Origin of the sequence: Providencia sp. PROV033 (genome assembly GCF_028484855.1) — a bacterium.
GTDB lineage: Bacteria > Pseudomonadota > Gammaproteobacteria > Enterobacterales > Enterobacteriaceae > Providencia > Providencia alcalifaciens.
This window is the reverse complement of the sequence record NZ_JAMPSW010000051.1, coordinates 1-17,743: the sequence shown is the minus strand read 5'-3', so window position 1 is coordinate 17,743 and position 17,743 is coordinate 1. Positions and strand designations below refer to the sequence as shown.

The window sequence follows — 17,743 nt, the reverse complement described above, 5'->3', positions numbered from 1 at the left end:
TTTACATCTCCAAAAAGTTTTGGATCAAGCGAGCACCCGCGGCACCCGAACGTTCTGGGTGGAACTGAACGCCATAGAAATTATCTTTATTCACAGCACTACTAAACAGGTTGCCATATTGTGTTTGCGCGATGGTGTTGGCGGAAATAGGCATTGAATAGCTGTGCACAAAATAAAAATAGGCATCGTCGCTGATCCCTTTAAATAGGGGATTGCCCGCGAGTGCTTTCACTTGATTCCAACCACTGTGGGGGACTGGTAACCCGTTCGCATCCATTTTACGTACGGGGCTGTCAATTAACCCTAACAGTGGAATTTCTGTTTGACCTTCTTCGCTGATATTGCCCAGTAATTGCATACCTAAACAGATACCTAAAACAGGCTGAGTCAGTGCTTTAATTAAAGGGATAAGTTCACGCTCAGCGAGCTTTTCCATCGCAGCGCTGGCAGTGCCTACACCAGGTAAAAATACTTTGTCAGCTTGTAAAATGGTATTGGTATCACGGCTGACGGTTGGTTCGTAGCCTAAGCGTTTAATGGCATAGGAGACAGAGGCTAAGTTTGCACAGCCCGTATCAAGGATTACAACCTTCATTACAGAACTCCTTTCGAACTTGGTAGGGTGTCCCCTTCAACACGAATCGCTTGGCGTAATGTACGACCAAACACTTTAAATAGGCTTTCTGCTTTGTGGTGATCGTTTTTTCCTTTGGTTTTTAGGTGCAATGTACAGCCCATTGCATAGGATAATGAACTAAAGAAGTGCTCAATCATCTCAGTGCTAAGGTCGCCAACGCGCTGATATTTAAACTCCGCTTTATATTCCAAGTGTGGTCGACCTGAAATGTCCAGCGCACAGCGTGCTTGACACTCGTCCATTGGCAGAACAAAACCGAAACGTGCAATTCCGCGTTTATCACCCAGAGCGACACGTAACGCCTCACCTAAGGCTAAACCCGTGTCTTCGACAGTGTGGTGGTCATCAATAAATAGGTCGCCATTAACCTCAATGCGTAAGCGGAAACCGCCATGGGTCGCGATTTGATCCAGCATATGATCAAAGAAGCCAACACCCGTGCTGATTTTGCTACCCCCTTCTTGGTCTAACCACACCTCTACTTGGATATTGGTTTCTTTCGTGACGCGTTCAACTAGCGCGTAGCGGTTACGCTTAGTGAGTTGATTGGCGATAGCATTCCAATCAAGTTCGTTGGCGCTGTAACGTAGCCCTTTAATTCCCATATTTTGGGCAAGTTGTATGTCGGTTTCGCGGTCACCAATGACATAACTGTTTTCAATATCTAATACGCCGTCTTTCAGGTAATTTTCTACCAACTTAGTTTTTGGTTTACGGCATGCACAGTTATCCGCAGGCAAATGTGGGCAAATTAACACATCATCAAAGCGGATACCTTGAGATTCAAATACTTGCATCATTAAATTGTGAGGCGGATCGAAATCTTCTGTCGGGAAGCTCTTGGTGCCTAAACCATCTTGGTTGGTGATCATCACTAAGCGATAGTTGGCTTTTTGCAGTGCTAATAGGCTTGGAATGACATCCTTTTCAAAGGCGAGCTTACTGAGGCTATCCACTTGATAATCTGTCGGTGGTTCGGTAATTAATGTTCCATCACGGTCGATAAAAAGAATTTTCTGGCTCATGACTATTTCCTAATTAGCAAAGTGCTTTAATCGCTTCAATGACACGGACGTTTTCAATTTCGGTACCAATGGTGATACGCAGGCAGTTGATCAGCCCCGGCTGCTTGCTTTGATCGCGTAAAATAATGCCTTGATCCCACAGCGCTTTAAACACTGTAGCGCCGTCGGTAAAACGCACCAAAATATAGTTGGTTTCACTTGGGTAGACGGTTTCGACAATCGATAAGTCACGCAAAGCTTCCGAAAGCGCAATACGATTTTCGCGAATTTCTAACACGCGTTTTTTCATGATGGCGATGCCATCTGCGTTTAGGGCTTTTTCAGCTATCAGCGCCACAGGGGTAGAGAGCGGATAAGGGGCGATGACTTTCAGTAAAACTTCAATCACTTCAGGGGATGCCAAGGTAAATCCACAGCGTAACCCTGCTAGCGCAAATGCCTTTGATAAGGTTCTTAAAATCACTAGGTTTGGGTATTTGGCAAGCCAGCTCGCGACGCTGAATTCTGGGCAAAATTCAATATAAGCTTCATCGACCACTACCAGCGCGCGACCTGCAGCCATTTCTAATACTTCCAGCAGTGCTTGGTTATCGATGATGTTGCCCGTTGGGTTATTTGGGCTACAGATGTAAATCAGTTTGGTATTCGATAAGTTTTCGCGGATAGCGGTGACATTCAGTGACCAATCGGGTAACGACAGAATTTTTTTCTGTTCTACACCAAAGGTTTCTGCACTGACACTGTACATTCCGTAAGTAGGAGGGCAGAACATGACAGCGTCTTTACCAGGCTCGCAAAATGCGCGTATCAGTAATTCAATAGATTCGTCCGCCCCGCGACAAACTAAGACTTGCTCTGGGGATAATCCGGCGTAAGCTGCGTAATTATTGATGACACCCGCGGGTTGGGCTTCTGGATAACGGTTGAGGTTACGCTCAATAAATTGGTAATCCGGTGCTGTTGGGTATTCATTTGCGTTCAGCCACACATCGCCATTCCCGCCAAGACGGCGAGCTGACATATATGGGGTCATCACTTTTACATTTTCACGCGCAAGGCTGGCGGCATTAAACGTCTGGCTCATGTTTCACTCCTGATTTTGTTTTTTTAGTTCGGTGACACGTAGGGTAACGGCGTTTTTGTGAGCGGTAAGCTTTTCAGCTTGCGCTAATGTTTCTATGGTGTTTGCTAATCCTAACAATCCTTGAGCCGAGAGTTTTTGTACTGTCATTCTCTTCATAAAATCGGCTAAACCAAGGCTTGAATAGGTTGATGTATAACCATAAGTTGGCAATACGTGATTGGTGCCAGACGCATAATCTCCCGCCGATTCTGGGGACCAATCGCCAACAAATACGGAGCCTGCGCTGGTGATAGATTCCACGAGTTCGTCCGCATTGCGGGTTTGTAAAATCAAGTGTTCAGGTCCATAGCGGTTACTGATTTCCACGCATTGTTCGATAGAATCGGCGATAATGACGCGGCTTGCGCTAAGTGCTTCACGGGCAATGGATGCACGGGATAACACCGCAAGTTGCTTCTCTGTTTCGTCAATGACACGCTGAGCAAAATCAGCACTATCTGTCAGTAAAATCACTTGAGAATCAGGCCCATGCTCCGCTTGGGATAATAAGTCAGAGGCGGTAAACGCAGGGTTGGCTTGGCTGTCAGCAATCACTAATACTTCGGAAGGACCCGCAGGCATATCAATCGCTGCACCTTGATAGCTTTGACTAACTTGGCGTTTAGCTTCGGTGACATAGGCATTTCCCGGACCAAAAATTTTATCAACGCTAGGAATGCTTTTGGTACCAAATGCCATCGCGGCAATAGCTTGTGCTCCACCAACTTGGAAGATATCTGTAATCCCACACAGCTTCGCAGCATATAAAATTTCATCCGCAATCGGCGGTGGTGAACAGAGAATAATCTTGCGGCAACCCGCAATATTCGCAGGGGTTCCTAGCATCATGACGGTAGACAGTAATGGTGCAGAACCGCCCGGGATATACAGCCCAACGGAATCAATCGGGCGGGTGACTTGTTGACAAACGACTCCCGCTTGGGTTTCAACGGTGATCGGCGTGGGTTTTTGAGCTTCGTGGAAGCGACGAATGTTACCAATCGCCGTATTCATTGCCGCTTTTATGTTATCGCCAAGGCGAGCTTGGGCTTCATCAACGGCTTCTTGTGAAACACGAACAGAGCTAATCTCTGTTTTATCAAAACGTTGACTCAGAGCGATAAGCGCTGCATCGCCCCCAGTGCGCACTTGATCAATAATTTGGCTGACAGCGGCGCTAATGTTGCCAGAGGCGGCAATAGCAGGACGCATCAGTAATGTTTCTTGCTGTTCTTCAAGGCAGTCTGACCAGCGAATTGGTTGATTGAATCCCAGTTCCATGGCGATTTACTCCATCATTTTTTCAATTGGTAAAACAAGAATTGAACTTGCGCCCAAGGATTTCAGTTTTTCCATGGTTTCCCAGAATAGGGTTTCTGAACTGACCATGTGCATTGCAACGCGGCTTTGGTCGCCAGCTAATGGCAGAATTGTTGGTCGCTCAGCACCCGGTAACAGTGCGATGATTTCTTCGAGTTTTTCACCCGGAGCATGCAACATAATGTATTTTGATTCGCGGGCTTGGATAACGCCTTGAATACGCGTCATCATGCGGTCAATTAACTGTTGCTTATCGGCTGACATTTCGCCATCACGCTGGATTAAACAGGCTTTTGAGCGGTAGATGACTTCCACTTCTTTTAAGCCGTTTGCTTCAAGGGTTGCGCCTGTAGAAACGAGGTCACAAATGGCATCGGCTAAACCAGCGCGTGGCGCGACTTCTACAGAACCGTTCAGTAAGCAAGATTTAAATGTCACGCCTTTTTCATCAAAATAGCGTTTTAGTAGGTACGGGTAAGAGGTGGCGACACGGGAACCATTCAAGCATTCTGCCCCGGTATAATTGAAGTCTAATGGCGCAGCTAGAGAGAGGCGGCAGCCACCAAAATCAAGGCGACGTAAGGTGGTAAATTGCGGTTTTTCGCCACGCGCTTGGCGGCTTAATACTTCTTCTTCTAATACGTTTTCACCGATGATACCGAGGTCAACAACACCATCCATGACCAGCCCTGGAATATCGTCATCGCGCACACGAAGTAAATCAATAGGCATATTTTCTGCATAAGCAATCAATCGCTGCTGTTGTAAATTGATTTTAATGCCGCAGCGAGCAAGGAGCTCTCTTGATTCTTCGCTTAAACGTCCTGACTTTTGTATTGCGATACGTAAACGTGATTTGTCCAACATAATTCTACTCCACATCCCAAAAATATCTTTTTGATTAATAATAAAAAAACCCTCGGAAGATTATCTTCCGAGGGTTCTCTCAATTTGCATTTCAGCCACCGGAAGAGTCGTTGATCGTCTTCCAGCACACATCGCCCGAAAGACTAATCAGGATGATGGTGGTGATGATGGTTGCGTGAAATACAGGTCATAATAGCTTCCGTTTAGTTATTTGGATAATTGCTTAAACATTCAATACTAATCAAGCTATCCGATTTCATACTATGAATGCAACCCTTTTTTTCAAAATAACGCATAATAATTAGTTAGTGGTTTTTTATAGTGATTAATCTCTTGGAAAATAGCTTCGGAAGTTAAATGATTTTCAGCTAATCTATGGGCAATGATGTAATCACTTTCTCAGTAGCGGGACAGTAACATGAAAAAAATCACCATTATTGGTTTAGGTTGGTTAGGTGTACCTCTAGCAAATCGCTTGATGGCTCACGGAATGAATGTGGCAGGAACAAAAACGAGTATCGATGGTGTTGAAGCGGCTCGTGGGGTAGGTATTGATTGTTATCAATTGCAGTTAACCCCAGAATTACGCTGTGATGTCGATGATTTGGACCAGTTAATGGAAGGAACCGAGGTATTGGTGATTTTACTGCCGCCATCGAAAGTTAGCCTTTCAGGGTATATTGTGGCCATTGAGCAATTAGTGGACAGCGCAATAAGCTATCAGGTTCCTCGAGTTATTTTTACGTCATCCACATCTGTCTATGGTGAGGTTGAGGGGGGTATTACGGAAGATGCGCCTTTATTGGGTGAAACAGCCTCCGCTAAAGCGTTAATTGCTGTTGAACAGTGGCTTCATGGGTTACCGAATATTCGTGTAGATGTACTGCGACTAGCGGGTCTGGTCGGGGAGAATCGGCATGCAGGGAGATTCCTTGCAGGAAAAGAGCAAGTCAAGGGCGCGAATCAGCCAGTTAATATGGTGCATCAAGACGATGTTATTGCAGCGATTTTGTTATTAATTCAGCGATCAGAAGGTGGGCATGTTTATAATTTATGTGCGCCCGAGCATCCAACTCGCCAACAGTTTTATACTGAAGCCGCTGAGTCTCTGAATTTAACGCCGCCAAAGTTTGTGTTAGAAGAGGATGAAATGGCAGGTAAAACAATTGATGGACAACGAATTTGTCATGAGCTGGGTTATGAGTATCAATTCACGCATCCATTATATATGCCGATGAGCTAAGGCTAAGCCGTGGCGCTTCTTTTGGCACCACGGTAAACGGTTATTTGATAGGTAACATGACAATTTCTTGGAAGGCTGGACGTTGGGTCAGTGTTTGATACCAACGCTCTAAATGAGGAAATGCAGGGCGTTCAGTAACAATCTCATGCCATGGGTAGAACAGTGGCGCAATAGCGATATCCGCAATCCCAAATTTATCCCCACTAAAATAGGCTTGAGTGCTAAGTGCCTCATCAGCAATTGCCAAAAGCTTTTCGATATTTTGATAAATGATTTTGGCTTGAACTGGGTCTCTGTCGGCCTCAGGGACACGAACAATTTTGTTCATCATTTGTTTGATATGATCAAACAGATTGGCGCCGCTCCAGTCCATCCATTTATCGGCAGCAGCTTTTTCTTGTAGATCAGCGGCTAACAATAGGTGAGAGTGATCATATTTTTCCGTAAGGTAACGTAAAATTGCATTGGATTCCCACAGGGTAAACCTTTCATCCTGTAAAGTTGGAATTGTGCTGTTTGGATTCATTTTTTTATATTCAGGTGTATCGACACCACCGAATGGTCCACCAACATCTTTTTGATTATAAGGAATATTCAGCTCTTTCAGGCACCACAGTACTTTTTTGACGTTTGAAGAGTTAGTACGTCCCCAGACAGTTAACATTGGAATCTCCCATATTATGTTTTTGACCGAATATTTAGATTTGACCTAACTAAGATAGATGAAATTGATGAATTGAGGAACTTTATTATTTACTCATTGCTGGTGGTCATTGTTGTCTATTTTGTTTAGGGTATAGAGAGTGTTTTAGTGAAGTAATATTTTGCAGTATCTCGATGAATTTGACTGCATTTTTGGTTTCTAGTGAACGCCTAATGATGGTTTTGATTGTGATGAATGATTTGAGTTGGAATAGTAAAGGAGTAACCAATGAATAAAAACACGTTGTCCTCGACCGTACGAGGGACTGGTATTGGATTAAGTCTATTCGTTGTGATGAGCGCGAGTGTTTATGCGGCTCAGACACCCGTTGCTCCACAAGTTGATGCAAAAGCGTTTGTATTGATGGATTATAACAGCGGCAAAATTTTAGCTTCCAGTAACCCTGATGAACGTTTAGACCCTGCGAGCTTGACCAAAATCATGACGAGTTATGTCGTCGGGCAGGCCGTGAAGGCGGGGAAAATTACACCTCAGGATATGGTGACCGTTAGTGAGGCTGCATGGGCGACGGGGAATCCGATTTTAAAAGGGTCATCCTTGATGTTTTTGAAGCCGAAGGATCGTGTTTCGGTATTAGATTTAAACAAAGGTGTGGTTATCCAATCTGGGAATGATGCCAGTATTGCCCTTGCTGAGCATGTTGCAGGAAGCCAAGAATCTTTTGTTGACTTGATGAATGGCTACGTTCAAAAAATTGGCTTAACAAATACGCATTTTAAAACAGTACACGGCTTAGATTCTGATGGGCAGTACAGTACTGCTAGAGATATGGCAGTATTAGCGCAAGCGCTGATCCGTGATGTACCTGATGAGTATGTACTACACAAAGAAAAAGAATTTACCTTCAATAATATCCGTCAGCCTAACCGCAACCGTTTATTGTGGAGCCAGAATCTCAAAGTCGATGGCGTGAAAACAGGGCATACTAGTGGGGCTGGTCATAATTTAGTGGCATCAGCAACGGATGGTCCTATGCGTCTAATTTCCGTGGTATTAGGGGCACCGAGTGACCGTGTTCGTTTTGCTGAAAGTGAAAAGCTACTCACTTGGGGTTTTCGATTTTTTGAAACGGTGACGCCAATTAAAGGTGATGCCGTACTACAAAAACAGCGTGTATGGTTTGGTGATATTTCAGAAGTGCCTTTAGGCGTGGAAAACGATGTAGCAGTGACGATTCCAAAAGGTCAGCTACAGAATTTAAAAGTGGATATCAAGCTGGATAATGATTCCCTAGAGGCACCATTAGCGTTAAACCAGAAAGTCGGCACAATTAACTTTATTTTAAATGATGAAGTTATCGAGCAACACCCATTAGTCGCTAAGCAAGCGGTTGAAGAAGCGGGTTTCTTTGGGCGAATTTGGGATTATGTCATGAAGACGATTACGGGTTGGTGGAATGCAATTTTTGGATAAGAAGTAATTCGTTATTTAGCAAATCAATTAAGGCCTCATTCATGAGGCCTTTTTGTTTTAATATTAATTAAATTTACAGATTAACTTCAATTGAAATAGATTCTATTTAATTTAATAATTATTAAATCGTTTGAAAATTAATAAGTTAAATTATTGTTGGTTTTATTTTTCATTCGATATACTTATTTTTAAATCATTTTATCTAATCTATTTTAACGGAGAACGTATCAATGGGCATTTCCATGGACGAAAGAATGCAACAACTGTTTCAACAAAAAAATACCAAAGGGATCGGTGAGAGCAGTGTTAATGGTGGTCAAGCGGATAACTGTGGTGAAAATACAGGAGTTATAAAGTCAGGTAATGCAACGGATTCTGGTAAGGGGGGCGGTTCAGTCAATGGCGGTCACACGGTTAACCACCATACAAATAGCCATATTATTAAAGGGGGGGATGGTAACAATGAAGGGCTGAACAATGGGGGAGTTGAAGGCGGTCATAGTACAAACTTTGGTTTAAACAATAATGAGTTAAATGGTGGTTCTGCACTGAACAGATTAGGCTCGACTAACAGTGAAAACTCTTTCATTAAAGGGGGTAATGCGATTAGGGAATTACAAAGTGGTATTGAAAAATATCAAGGTATGCAAAAGCAATTAGCGGATGCGAATAAGGAAATTATCCGTAAAAATAATGAATTACTGCAATTGCAGAAAGACATTGAATCCCAAAAACAAGAATTACAACAACAACAGCAAGAATTAGCGGATCAGAAACGTCAATCTCAGGAAGATCAAAATAAATTAAAGGAAGCGAATCAACGCCTAATTAATCATGAACAAGAAAAAGCGCAGCTGAATAATGAGCTCTCAAAAGCCAAACAGAATGTTGAACAATTGCATTCAGATATGCAGATTCAACGTGGTGAAATTGACCGTTTGAAAGCACTTGTTGATCAAGGGAAAAAAGAAATTCAAAGTCTCGAAGCTAAATTGGAGCAAGCAAATGGAGACAAAAATAAATTAGAAGAACGCTTAAAAACACAGCAAGATAGAAATAAAAAACAAGAAGAAAAAATTACCGAACTTCAATGCAAAATTGATGAAAAAAATAAAAAACTCACTGAGTTGAATGAAAAGCTATTGCGGGTTAATGAAAACAATGAAGGTTTAAATGCCCGAATTACACGTTTGAATAATGATCTTGTTTACCTGACAGGTATCTTAGATGAGAAAGTGCGAAAAGAGTCTGAATGCAGCTCTAAAGTATCTAATTTAAAAGATAAAATTGACTTATTAGAGGTAGAGAAAAAACAATTAGCAGACCGTTTACAACATGGTCGCCAATCTTATTCTGAATTGGAAGAAACATATCGTCTTTATCAGTTATCGGTCAAAACGGATATGGAGACTTTCAAGCAATTAAAACCAATGTTATCTGAAATTGGTGCTTTAGCTACACAAGGTGAGGAAATGCTAAATGATCCTACTAAAAGCTCTTCTAGAGTAGAATTTTCGTTGAAATCTGTAGAGAAGACGACGACACCATCGCCTGCTATTTCCGCTGGAACGGCATTTAACTCAGGCACCAATTCTGGCTCAGTTCGTGGTGGAGATAGTATTAGCAATTCTATTGTGGTCGGTGGTTTAGCCATTGAGGATGAGTTAATTGGGAACAAATTAGCTGAAAGTATGAGTGATTTGGTGCAAACCTTAGAAACGATAGCTCAAAATACGAATGATTCAGTAAGTGGAGCAGTTGGGCAATTGGGCATACTGGTAGAAACAAAAACACCCTATCAAGTTTGGTAGTCACGTCTTTATAAATAACAAAGGGCCTGCAATTGCAGGCCCTTTTTGTATGTATGGTGAAGGATTATTCACAGTGAGCTAGCTTAATAGCCAGACCGCCTTGTGATGTTTCACGATACTTAGCATTGATATCTTTGCCTGTTTCATACATGGTTTCGATCACTTTATCGAGACACACGCTTGGCGCACTCACACGGCGTAATGCCATACGTGCGGCATTGACAGCCTTAACAGAGGCAATGGCGTTACGTTCAATACACGGTACTTGCACTTGCCCACCGACTGGGTCACAGGTTAAGCCTAAGTTATGTTCCATGGCGATTTCAGCGGCAACACACACTTGCTCTGGGCTGCCCCCCATTAGCTCCGCTAATCCTGCCGCCGCCATAGAGCAAGCAACACCCACTTCACCTTGGCAACCGACTTCAGCGCCAGAGATGGAGGCATTCATTTTATATAATGTACCAATGACGCCGGACACTAAGAAATAGCGGGTATACGAGTTTTCATTAACTGGGCGAATAAACTTATCGTAGTAGGCTAAAACGGCAGGAATGATCCCACAAGCACCGTTTGTCGGCGCAGTAACAACTCGACCGCCTGCCGCGTTCTCTTCATTGACGGCAAGCGCGTACATGTTGATCCAGTCAATAACTGCCATTGGGTCGATATTGTTGTTATCTGAAGTGACTAGCTGGCGACGTAGTGCGGCAGCACGGCGAGGAACACGTAATGGACCGGGTAATAAACCTTCGGTACTCACACCACGTTCAATACCCGACTTCATGACATCCCAAACTGCAGCGAGGTATTCAGAAATCTCTTCTTTACTGTGCAGGGCTAACTCGTTTTGCATCACTAATGCAGATAAAGATAGTCCCGTTTCTTTACAGTGTTTCTGTAAATCAGCCGCATATTTATAAGGATAGGGAACTTGGACTGCATTTTCGGTTTCTTGACCGAAGTGCTCTTCATCAACGATAAAGCCACCGCCAATGGAGTAATAATTCTTGGTATACAGAATATTATCACCCGCAAATGCAGTGATAGTCATTCCGTTTTCATGTAATGGTAGGTTGGTTGAATGGAAATTCATCCCACCTTCAGTTGGGAAATCAACTTCATGTTGACCATTTGCCAGCAACAGTTTGCCTGTTTGCTCAACATTGCGCATAAATGCTGGGATAGCATCAATATCAATCGTATCGGGCAGATTACCCGCTAAACCCATAATAATCGCCATATCAGTGGCGTGGCCTTTACCTGTCAACGATAAAGAACCATAAACATCGACGGAAATACGTGTGGTTTTAGTGAGAAGATTTTGCTGGATGAGGTCATCGACAAACTGCTTACCGGCTTTCATAGGGCCGACAGTGTGTGAGCTGGATGGTCCGATACCGATTTTAAAAATGTCGAATACGCTAATCATATTCTGTCTTCCTATATTGAAGGATCCCCATCAAACTGCCAATTACAGGGTATTTGTTGTCAGTAAGATGATTATAGAAGATCCCTCAATTAACCAGATTGATATAGGTTAATTGAGGGCTTAGATTTACTTAATTATTTGCTAATTTTTTAATTAGAAGAATAACTTGTAAGTTGCAGCGGAGATTGCGACTAGACCCATGATAACCACGAAAATGTTGCTGAGTTTACCGGAGTATTTACGCATTGCAGGAACTTTGCTGATTGCATACATTGGCATCAAGAACAGCAGGATTGCGATGACTGGACCACCTAAACTTTCAATAATATCCAGTACACCTGGGTTCAGCGTTGCGACTAACCACGTTGTTACCAGCATGAACAGGGCAGTACCACGGTTTAATTTCTTGATATCAACAGTTTTACCTTTCGCACGATACGCGCGCTCAACTAAACCATTGAAACCTTCACGAGCACCTAAGTAGTGACCTAAGAATGATTTGATGATAGCGATAAAGGCGATGATAGCTGCTGCGTATTTGATGAACGGCTGATCAAAGTAACCAGACAGATAGTCAAGGATACTGATGTTTTGCGCTTTAGCAGCAGCAAGATCTGCTGATGATAGCGTGAATACACAGCTGATGACGAAGAACATCACAGTCAGAACCATCAGGATGTGGGCTGAAGCCAAAATGCGTGAACATTTCTTTTCTGCGGCTTCATCATATTCTTCACGTTTTGCCACTGAGAATGCAGAGATGATTGGTGAGTGGTTAAACGCGAACACCATCACTGGAATTGTTAGCCAGATAGTGATCCAAATACTTTGTCCGCCGGATGCTTTAGCCGCTTCAGCCACGCTATCTAACGATAAAGTACTCAGAGCATCGGAGCTCCAGTGTGGAACCATGTACAGAGAGAAAGCGACCAGTACGGCGATGAATGGGAACACCAGCATACTCATGACTTTAACAATGTATTTTTCACCGAATGCCACGATTGCCATAACGCCACCGACTAAAATCAGTGCCAGCAACCAACGTGGTGGAGCGCCAACGCCTAAAAGTTCAGTCAGGAATTTGTTGACGTTGTTAGTGATAGAAACACCATAAACTAACAGAATAGGATAAATAGCAAAGAAATAGAGTAGGGTGATCCAGTTACCTGCTGTACGACCAAAGTGTTCTTCTACAACTTCAGTGATGTCACCGTCTTTCTTTGAACCGGAAAGTACAAAGCGTGTTAAACCACGGTGAGCGAAAAATGTCATTGGGAAAGCAAGTACTAACATCAGTAATACTGGCAGTAATCCACTCATACCCGCATTGATAGGTAAGAATAAAACACCCGCGCCGATGGCGGTACCATAAAGGCCGAGCATCCACACGGTGTCTGTTTTGCGCCAAGCGGTAGCATTCCCTGTTTGCGAGGCTGTTTTGTTGATGGAACCAACTTTTGTTGTATCCATAATAGTCTCCAAAAATAAAAGTCAAAAATAAAAATTGGGTGCCTATTTCACTAGGCTCTTAATCTTTTTGTACGATTAATCGACGGTTTAATCAGTGATTAGTAAATAAACAATCGGTTAATACACTGTCTAGCCATGAATAATGGTTTTATACGTAACAATCTGATTGGAAATAAAACTAAGATGAATATGAAATTCATTTTCAATCAGTTTTGTAATTTTATAAGTAATTTTTAAAGGTGGATTTTGAGTGTGAGAATCTACATTTTAGCAGAGCAAAATGCCGTGATCATTATCTCAAAAGAGAGATATCCCCCATGTTTATCAGGTCACAGTGAATTTTGTAAAATTGTTAATGAAATTTAACTTAGTGCTAGTTTTCATGGATTTTCGGCAATGTTCATAAAATGATTATTCGACAAATTTATTTATATAAAAATACAAAACATTAAAACCGTTATCATGTTAATAAAAAATTTAACGTCAATCAGATGATCAATGACTTGAAAATACGGATGAAAAAACCGCTTTATTCTTTAGAGAAATACCTAGCTGGGGTTTGTTTTAACATATTGATATAAAAGGAATTTATTCCTTTGTGTTAATTAATTAATAACGTGATTAATTTTTTTGGTTAATTAATGTTCTTGCGAAATATGTTAATTATTTTAGGGGATTTAAGATGGGAAATAAAATACTTATTTTTTGTCGAAAAAAATAATAAGAAATAGTTACAAAATATTTGTTAATTAATTGTTTTAATATTTATTTGATAAATTCAAATAAAGTTATTATCGCTAAAAATAAATGAAAACAAACTTTGATTTAGCTCAATATTTAATGATGGAGAAAATGAAGGGGAAAGTACTGACACTGATAATAGGTCAGTACTTTAAATCACCAATTAAGGTTGCATCCATCCTTTACGAATGAGAGAACCAAATACGAGGTGGTAAAGACGAGTGAGTGGTTGCTGAATAACACTGCCGCCTCCAGCCCAAATCAGCTGAGATAAACCGCAAGAAATAGCACCTAAGATAAATGCACCGATCATGTCTAACGGCCAGTGAACACCAAGATAAATTCGAGACCATGCAATAACGATGGCAGGAACCATAAACACGAAGCCAACCCATGTTCTTAGCCAAAATAAGAAAGCAAAAACAAACGTGAAGACAATAGTTCCATGGTTACTTGGGAAAGACGGAGTTGCGTCGTGATCTAAGAAATTAGAGCCAATGCCCATCACGAAAGGACGCTCATGTGGTGCAAAATAACCAATCAACCAAGAAATTACTAAGCCAATGACAATGGCGTAAGCCGTTTTACAGGCAAAGGCACGTTGGCGAGTCATACTTGACTGCGCGCCCCAAAACCAACACGCAACAGTAAATAGCGGGAAAATAAGGATCAAGCGTTTGGCGATCACCGTGGCTAACGCAATAGTACCACTGGCGGACTCAGGCGTTGCGTTGATCAGATTAAAAAGATCCAGATTTAATTGTTCCAGCACGATCAAAGTACCTCGGACATGTGTTCTCAAGAAGATAGGACATAGCAATGGAATGGGGATAACTCTAGATTGCCCTAGACCTTGCTACTCAAGGTGACAAATTTACTTTTTGTTAAACATTAACTCAATCAATATTTGCTCAATAACAGTGATTTATCAGGGGAAATGTAAAAGCGCTGGGCACAAAAAACCCGATAGCATGAAAGAATCAAATGGCTATCGGGCTCCTCAATATGGGGACATCAAAGAAAAGCAGTGGCACTCATTAAGACTACGAGAAAAGAGGAAAGTTCTCACTATGATCGGAAAATGTGCAATTTTTGATGAAAATATTTTTTCATAGCACAAAAAGAAAAAGTAAAGCCCCAAAAGAGGAATCTCATTTGAGGCTTTATAAAAGAAAGAGCGTTGTAATATTGATTATTTGTACAGGCTCAGATTTTCTTTAGCATATGCTTCGAAATCAGTGCAGCCACCGATGTGTTTCTCATCGATGAAAATTTGAGGCACGGTTTCAACAGTTTTACCCACAGTTTTAGATAAGTCTTCTTTAGAGATACCTTCTGCTTGGATATCAACATAGCGATAGTCGAAGTCGTCACGTTCATTTTTCAGTTTTTCTGCAAGTTCTTTAGCGCGAACACAGTATGGGCAGCCAGGGCGACCAAAAATAACAGTGTACATAATATCTCCTTAAATTTAGAACTCAGATTCTAATGACTAATCAGATACGAAATAATAATGCTCAATACTATGCCAACATCAGCTTAGAAATAAAAGTTGAATTTTCCTTTCATAGCTATAGGCAGCATATATAATTCGCTAATCGTTGTAACAATACTGTCAGTGCAAGGCAATAAAATGAAGGAAAACATCATGGAACAACAGCAAAAACCCACGAAAGAAACGAAGGGAACGATGCGCTCATTAGCGGATATGCCAAAGCCTGTGCTTTTCCTAGAAGGTATTGGAATCATATTATTAGTCACTGTATTACTTGCCACAAATAACTATATTACTCTCCCAGACTGGCTGGCGAGTTCTGGTGCGATCATCTCAATGATACTGGTTGGGATGGGGTGCCTGATCCCTGCGATGATCAACATTATTTGGCGCGCAGTGCATGGACTTACTTTTTTAGGCATTGATAATAAATCGGGCAGCGCAAGCCGTGACCGTCGGCAGTCTAAAAATGATCTAATAGATGATGATAAACCAGACGAAAAGTAGAACTGAGCATGGTTTTACTGGTGTTTAGACTGATGATGTGTGAAAATTATCCGCTTTCTATTTGTTAGAATGAATAGTGTTATTTTTGTTGTGCCGTTATTTTGAGTTGAAGAAGGTTATTGATCATGGACTCCATTTGTTACCCAGATATCTCACAATTACGTGAGTGGCTCGACCAACTCAAAACCTCTTATTTCGAGTGTGATTCTTGTGCTGCGCTGCATCTTCCGCATATGCAAAACATTGATGGAATATTTGATGCGAAACTAGACATTATTAATAATGTCCTCGTGTTATCAGCACTGGCGGAACTTAAGCCAACAGCGATTATTACATTGGTCGCGAATATTAGCCAAATTAATGCCAGCTCGTTAACTGCGAAGGTTTTTCTCGAAATTAATAATGAAAACCTGCCTAAATTAGTCGTCAGCCAATCATTTTCGTTAGGTGCGGGTATGACATACCGCCAATTTAGTCATTTTATTCAAGAAGCGGAAGAGCAAATTTCCAGTATTGTCTTTGAAATCTTCAGTAATAATCTGTTGTATGCTAACCACGATGAGTTTGAAGACGCCGAAGTGGAAGATGATGAAGTAGAATCTGATCCTGACGATAAACCGTCTGTAATTATTCACTAAATACACTATGCACTGTGAAAAATATTTGGCGGGAGAATGCCTCTCCTGTCAATGGCTCGAATTATCGCCAGAACAGCAAATTTCCCGCAAACAAAGCCATTTGCAATCGTTATTGCCTTCTCTTGATTCGTCCTTATTTTTATTCCCTATAACGGGACCGGCTGAAGCATTTCGCAATAAAGCCAAAATGGTCGTGAGCGGCAGCGTTGAAAAGCCCATTTTGGGGATTGTTAATCGTGATGGTGTTGCTGTCAGTTTGACGGAGTGCCCGTTATATCCGGCCGAGTTTTCTCAAGTTTTTTCGAAGTTGATTCCTTTTATTGCTAGAGCCGGTCTAACGCCTTATAACATTGAGCGTAAGCGCGGTGAGTTAAAATATATTTTGCTGACTCAAAGCTGGCATACCAAGCAATTCATGCTGCGCTTTGTTTTGCGCTCCGATAAAAAAATCGCGCAGTTACAGAACGCATTACCTTGGTTACAAGAAAAATTACCACAATTGGCAGTGATCACCGCCAATATTCAACCTATTCATATGGCTATTTTAGAGGGTGAACAGGAAATTATGTTCACGAAACAGCATGTGCTACGGGATGAATTTAACCAAGTTCCTCTATTTATTCGCCCTCAAAGTTTTTTCCAAACGAATCCGATTGTGGCATCTCAGCTATATCAAACTGCTCGCGAGTGGGTGAAAGCACTGAATATCACTAGCTTATGGGATCTGTTTTGTGGTGTAGGTGGATTTGGTTTGCATTGCGCGGATAAGACAACAAAATTAACGGGCATTGAAATCAGTGCACCAGCGATTGAGTGTGCTCGCCAATCTGCTCAAGAGCTGGGTTTACAGCATGTTGAGTTTCAAGCGTTAGATTCGACGAATTTTGCGACTAGCCGTGACGATATTCCTGATTTAGTTCTTGTGAACCCTCCGCGTCGTGGTATTGGTAAGAATTTATGCACTTATTTATCGGATATGCATCCTGAGTATATTCTCTATTCCAGCTGCAATGCTCAAACCATGGCACAAGATTTTGCGTTATTATCGGGGTATGAAGTCTGTAAAGTTCAATTATTTGATATGTTCCCACATACTGCACACTATGAAGTACTGAGCTTATTGAAGCGCAAGTGATTTTAAGCTGGATAGTTATCCAGCTTAACTCGACTATACTAACGTACCTTCTAATGGTGGAAGAGTCTGTGTATCAGGCATACTTATCTTTTTGTGGATGAGTTTTCTGGGAAAACTAGGTTTACCCAAATCTAAAAATTGAATTGAATAATCATCTCCTTC

Annotated in this window: 16 protein-coding genes and 1 other annotated feature; of the genes, 6 read left to right on the top strand and 10 right to left on the bottom strand. The window is 41.8% G+C overall.

The genetic code is table 11. The features are described 5' to 3' along the window. Position 1: 1 nt before the first annotated feature. Genes hisH through hisG form a run of 5 tightly spaced genes read right to left on the bottom strand, consistent with a single transcriptional unit; the run spans position 2 to position 4,972 of the window. Positions 2-595 (bottom strand): imidazole glycerol phosphate synthase subunit HisH, encoded by a 594-nt coding sequence (gene hisH / locus PSF16_RS10415; RefSeq protein ID WP_006657680.1) that lies wholly within the window; start codon positions 593-595, stop codon positions 2-4. After that, on the bottom strand, positions 595-1,662 hold the full coding sequence (hisB, locus tag PSF16_RS10410) for a bifunctional histidinol-phosphatase/imidazoleglycerol-phosphate dehydratase HisB (protein WP_272689222.1): 1,068 nt from the start codon (positions 1,660-1,662) through the stop codon (positions 595-597). The genes hisH and hisB overlap by 1 nt, the downstream gene beginning before the upstream one ends. Before the next feature lie 13 nt (positions 1,663-1,675). Further along, the gene (gene hisC, locus PSF16_RS10405) at positions 1,676-2,746 is read right to left on the bottom strand and encodes a histidinol-phosphate transaminase (protein WP_154628611.1); all 1,071 of its coding nucleotides are present in this window, start codon (positions 2,744-2,746) and stop codon (positions 1,676-1,678) included. A 3-nt stretch (positions 2,747-2,749) separates the two neighbouring features. Beyond that, positions 2,750-4,066, bottom strand: a complete 1,317-nt coding sequence (hisD, locus tag PSF16_RS10400; protein WP_272689221.1) for a histidinol dehydrogenase — start codon at positions 4,064-4,066, stop codon at positions 2,750-2,752. 6 nt (positions 4,067-4,072) lie between these two features. After that, positions 4,073-4,972 carry an ATP phosphoribosyltransferase gene (gene hisG / locus PSF16_RS10395; RefSeq protein ID WP_006662255.1) on the bottom strand — a complete coding sequence of 300 codons (900 nt, stop codon included), beginning with the start codon at positions 4,970-4,972 and terminating at the stop codon, positions 4,073-4,075. A gap of 40 nt (positions 4,973-5,012) precedes the next feature. After that, positions 5,013-5,140 (bottom strand) — a sequence feature (His leader region). 250 nt (positions 5,141-5,390) lie between these two features. On the opposite strand from hisG, the gene PSF16_RS10390 reads away from it, so the two are divergent. Continuing rightward, the gene (locus PSF16_RS10390; protein ID WP_272689220.1) at positions 5,391-6,215 is read left to right on the top strand and encodes an SDR family oxidoreductase; all 825 of its coding nucleotides are present in this window, start codon (positions 5,391-5,393) and stop codon (positions 6,213-6,215) included. Positions 6,216-6,255: 40 nt separating this feature from the next. Here the strand turns inward: PSF16_RS10390 and PSF16_RS10385 are convergent, their stop codons facing one another. Further along, the gene (locus tag PSF16_RS10385; protein WP_006657686.1) at positions 6,256-6,879 is read right to left on the bottom strand and encodes a glutathione S-transferase family protein; all 624 of its coding nucleotides are present in this window, start codon (positions 6,877-6,879) and stop codon (positions 6,256-6,258) included. 267 nt (positions 6,880-7,146) lie between these two features. Here PSF16_RS10385 and PSF16_RS10380 point away from each other — a divergent pair, with 267 nt between their 5' ends. Further along, complete coding sequence (locus PSF16_RS10380; protein ID WP_006657687.1) at positions 7,147-8,352, top strand: serine hydrolase; 1,206 nt, start codon at positions 7,147-7,149, stop codon at positions 8,350-8,352. Positions 8,353-8,606: 254 nt separating this feature from the next. Further along, positions 8,607-10,163, top strand: coding sequence for a hypothetical protein (locus PSF16_RS10375; RefSeq protein WP_272689219.1), 1,557 nt, complete (start codon positions 8,607-8,609; stop codon positions 10,161-10,163). A 64-nt stretch (positions 10,164-10,227) separates the two neighbouring features. On the opposite strand, the gene PSF16_RS10370 is transcribed toward PSF16_RS10375, so the two are convergent. The 4 genes from PSF16_RS10370 to PSF16_RS10355 all read right to left on the bottom strand — a co-directional run bounded on the left by PSF16_RS10370 (position 10,228) and on the right by PSF16_RS10355 (position 15,262). After that, a complete protein-coding gene (locus PSF16_RS10370) occupies positions 10,228-11,595 on the bottom strand; it encodes an L-serine ammonia-lyase (RefSeq protein WP_036974669.1) in 1,368 nt (455 codons plus the stop codon). Between the two features lie 153 nt (positions 11,596-11,748). Next, the gene (locus PSF16_RS10365) at positions 11,749-13,065 is read right to left on the bottom strand and encodes a serine/threonine transporter (protein ID WP_006657690.1); all 1,317 of its coding nucleotides are present in this window, start codon (positions 13,063-13,065) and stop codon (positions 11,749-11,751) included. 904 nt (positions 13,066-13,969) lie between these two features. Continuing rightward, on the bottom strand, positions 13,970-14,578 hold the full coding sequence (gene ybjG, locus PSF16_RS10360; RefSeq protein ID WP_006657692.1) for an undecaprenyl-diphosphate phosphatase: 609 nt from the start codon (positions 14,576-14,578) through the stop codon (positions 13,970-13,972). A 420-nt stretch (positions 14,579-14,998) separates the two neighbouring features. Next, the gene (locus PSF16_RS10355) at positions 14,999-15,262 is read right to left on the bottom strand and encodes a GrxA family glutaredoxin (RefSeq protein WP_006657693.1); all 264 of its coding nucleotides are present in this window, start codon (positions 15,260-15,262) and stop codon (positions 14,999-15,001) included. A 177-nt stretch (positions 15,263-15,439) separates the two neighbouring features. Between PSF16_RS10355 and PSF16_RS10350 the strand changes: the two genes are divergently transcribed. The 3 genes from PSF16_RS10350 (at position 15,440) to rlmC (ending at position 17,581) form a co-directional block, all read left to right on the top strand. Next, the gene (locus tag PSF16_RS10350) at positions 15,440-15,808 is read left to right on the top strand and encodes a YbjC family protein (protein ID WP_412033798.1); all 369 of its coding nucleotides are present in this window, start codon (positions 15,440-15,442) and stop codon (positions 15,806-15,808) included. Positions 15,809-15,933: 125 nt separating this feature from the next. Further along, complete coding sequence (locus PSF16_RS10345; protein ID WP_272689218.1) at positions 15,934-16,446, top strand: YbjN domain-containing protein; 513 nt, start codon at positions 15,934-15,936, stop codon at positions 16,444-16,446. Positions 16,447-16,453: 7 nt separating this feature from the next. Beyond that, the gene (gene rlmC, locus PSF16_RS10340; RefSeq protein ID WP_272689217.1) at positions 16,454-17,581 is read left to right on the top strand and encodes a 23S rRNA (uracil(747)-C(5))-methyltransferase RlmC; all 1,128 of its coding nucleotides are present in this window, start codon (positions 16,454-16,456) and stop codon (positions 17,579-17,581) included. Positions 17,582-17,743 lie beyond the last annotated feature (162 nt).